General features: G+C 73.3%; 3 protein-coding genes. 2 read left to right on the top strand and 1 reads right to left on the bottom strand.

What is annotated here, in order from left to right; genetic code table 11:
• Nucleotides 1-146: 146 nt before the first annotated feature.
• Nucleotides 147-761 (top strand): hypothetical protein, encoded by a 615-nt coding sequence (locus BMY40_RS27305; protein ID WP_093663454.1) that lies wholly within the window; start codon nt 147-149, stop codon nt 759-761.
• 28 nt (nt 762-789) lie between these two features.
• Here the strand turns inward: BMY40_RS27305 and BMY40_RS27300 are convergent, their stop codons facing one another.
• Complete coding sequence (locus BMY40_RS27300; RefSeq protein ID WP_093663453.1) at nt 790-1,776, bottom strand: RDD family protein; 987 nt, start codon at nt 1,774-1,776, stop codon at nt 790-792.
• Between the two features lie 145 nt (nt 1,777-1,921).
• Between BMY40_RS27300 and BMY40_RS27295 the strand changes: the two genes are divergently transcribed.
• Nucleotides 1,922-2,929 carry a stage II sporulation protein M gene (locus BMY40_RS27295; RefSeq protein ID WP_093663452.1) on the top strand — a complete coding sequence of 336 codons (1,008 nt, stop codon included), beginning with the start codon at nt 1,922-1,924 and terminating at the stop codon, nt 2,927-2,929.
• Nucleotides 2,930-3,208: the final 279 nt, after the last annotated feature.

Here is a 3,208-nt window from a genome sequence, read left to right as displayed (position 1 = left end):
ATCGGGGTGCCGGTGGAGGGTCCGTACAAGCCCGACCACTACCGCTACTGACACCGCCGCCCACACACGGCACGTCACACAGCAGGCAGGCGACACCGTCAGGCCCCCGCTCCACGGCGGGGGCCTGACCCGTAAGGAACCCCACCATGCCCCGCGGCCGCTACTCACTCCACGACCCGCACGACCGCACCCCCCTGGGCGAGGAGCACTTCCAGTGCGCCACCGGCCCGTCCGGCTGGCGTTACGTCTCGCAGCTCACCGCCCCCTCCGGCGACCGCGCGGGCTCGGTCGACCTCACCCTGGACGGCCTCGGCCGCCCCCTCCGCCTCGAACTGACCACCCCCCACTGGCAGGTACGCGGCGCCGCACTCGACGGGGTGACCTGGGTACGCGCCGACCCGGCCGGAGAGCAGGCGCAGGAGGGCAACGCGCCCGCCCACGCCTTCACCGGAGCCTCCCCCGCGTTCCTCGTCGCCACCGCGAGGCTGCTGCGCCCCGCACCCGGCGCACCGGCCACCCGCGTCCGCCTCGTCGCCTTCGCACCCCCCGTACTCGCCCCCCGCACCCTCGACCAGGCCTGGGCGCTGGTGGACAGCGAAGCACACGCCACCGACAGCGGCCCGCTGACCGTGGACCACTACCGGGTCGACGATCTGGAGACGGGCGAGCGGCACTCCGTCCACATCGCCGGGGACGTCGTCCTGGCCGCCCCCGGCATCGAGCTGGAGGACCTGGAGTCCCCGCCCTCGACGTTCGACTGACCCGCGCGGCCGGGCCCTGCGGCCGGCGTCAGGCCGGGGGAACGAAACCGGTGCGCGGCCCCTCCGACTCCCCGCCCCCGCCATTGCCACCGGCGGACGGCTGCTGCGGAGACGGCGCGGGCGCCGGAGGGACAGAGGGGGGAGCAGGGGGAGGAGAGGCGGGCGGAGCCGCCGGGGGAGGGGAGGCCGGCCATGCGGAGCCGGGACCGGGTCCGGCCGCGGTCGGCGGAGGCACGGCGCCGTTCCGGTCGGCCCCCGGCCGGACGCCTTCACCGAAGGCCCGCCGCGCGTCCCGCCCCTGCCGCTCGGCCACCACACCGGACAGGTACACGGCCGGAGGCATCCCCTCCGGCACCGGGGCCCCGGTGAAGCCCGCCACATCGGCCGCCAGGCGCTGCGCCATCGACCAGCCCACCTGCGGATCGAGCTGGTCCGCGCGCAGCAGGTACTGCCGTACGGCCAGCCACAGCCCGTCCGGCACCCGCGACAGGTCCAGCCCGGCGAAGTGCCCGGCCACCCACGGCGGCGGAGGCGGCACCGGCACCGGCCGCGGGACCGGAATCCGCTCCCGCACCACCAGCGTCCCGGCGAACACGTCGCCGAGCCGCCGGCCCCGCGCGGAGACCAGCGAGGCGATGCACGCGACGACCCCCACCGTCATCTGGATCTCGACGAAGCCCAGCGCTCCGCGGACCAGCGCGTGCCGGAAGCGGATCGGCCCGCCGTCCTCCCGCACCACCCGCAGTCCGCACGCCATCTTCCCCAGCGAACGGCCGTGGGACAGCGTCTCGACCGCGACCGGCCCGCCCATCAGCACCAGCACCAGCAGCGCGACGGCGATCGCCGCGGTGGCCGCGTCGTCCAGGGAACCGGTGGCCGACAGCACCGCCACCGACAGCGCCAGGTAGACCCCCCAGAGCACGACCAGGTCTATGAAGACGGCCAGGGCCCGGCTCGGCAGCCGCGCGGGCCGCAGCCCGAGCACCACCGCATCACCCGTCACGAGCTGACTCACCCGGTACGCCTCCTCACCCTCGCCTCGGACCCGTGTACGCCTCGTACGCCGTACGCCGGGTACACGGACACAGTCTGCCGCCCGCGGCCGACCGACCGCCAAGCAGCCCGAGACCGACCGCGTACCCATCTGAAAAGCTCTCCCCATGGACCTCGATGTCTTCGTCACCGCCCACCGGGCCGAGTGGGACCGCCTGGAGGAGCTGCTGCGCCGCCGGCGCCGCCTCACCGGAGCCGAGGCCGACGAGCTCGTCGCCCTCTACCAGCGCACCTCCACCCATCTGTCGCTGATCCAGTCCACCGCACCCGACCCCGCGCTGACCGGCCGCCTCACCTCGCTCGTCGCCCGCGCACGCAGCGCGGTCACCGGTACCCGCCGGGCGACCTGGCAGGACGTGGCGCGTTTCTTCACGGTCGCCTTCCCGGCGGCCGTCTACCGCTCCCGGCGCTGGTGGATACCGACGGCCCTGCTGTCCACGCTCGTCGCCGTCCTCATCGGCTGGTGGATCGGGACCCACCCCGAGATCCAGGCCGCCATCGCGGCCCCGGAGCAGCTGCGGGAGATGACCCGGCCCGGAGGCCAGTACGAGACCTACTACTCCAGCAACCCGGCCGCCTCCTTCGCCGCCCAGGTGTGGACGAACAACGCCCAGGCCGCCGCGATCTGCCTGATCTTCGGTGCCTTCCTCGGAATACCGGTGCTGTGGGTGCTGTTCCAGAACATGCTGAACATCGGGATCGGCATCGGTCTGATGACCTCGGCGGGCCGCCTGGACGTCTTCCTCGGCCTGATCCTCCCGCACGGCCTGCTCGAGCTGACCGCCGTCTTCGTCGCGGCCGGCACGGGTCTGCGCCTGGGGTGGACGGTCGTCGACCCGGGACCGCGCAGCCGCCGCACGGCGCTCGCGGAAGAGGGACGTGCGGCCATCGGCATGGCGCTCGGCCTGGCCGCGGTGCTCTTCGTCTCGGGCGTCATCGAGGGCTTCGTGACCCCCTCGGGTCTGCCGACCTGGGCCCGGATCACCATCGGGGTCGTCGCCGAGCTGGCCTTCCTGGCCTATGTCTACGTACTGGGCGCCAGGGCCGTGAGGAGGGGCGAGGCGGGCGACGTGGAGGCCGCCGACCGCTCCGCCGAGGTTCCTCTGGCGGCGTGACACGGCCGATGTGCATCGAGGCCCCCGGACCTGCTACGGTTCTGATCGCCCCGGAGGGCGCCCTTGACGGGGGGCTCTGCGGGAGGTAGATTTTAAAAGTTGCCCGGAGGGTGGTACCCTTGAGGGTAGACGGATGAAAATCTATCCAGCTTCGACCAGGAGCCCGAGGCTCCGGTGAGGCGATCCGAATTCTCATCGGAGAGCAAAGCCGATTTCGATCGGCAAAAGCGAGTCTGATAGAGTCGGAGACACCGAAGGGAAGCGCCCGGAGGGGCCCCG

The organism is Streptomyces radiopugnans, from assembly GCF_900110735.1.
Lineage (GTDB): Bacteria > Actinomycetota > Actinomycetes > Streptomycetales > Streptomycetaceae > Streptomyces > Streptomyces radiopugnans.
This window is presented reverse-complemented; position numbering and strand designations above follow the sequence as displayed.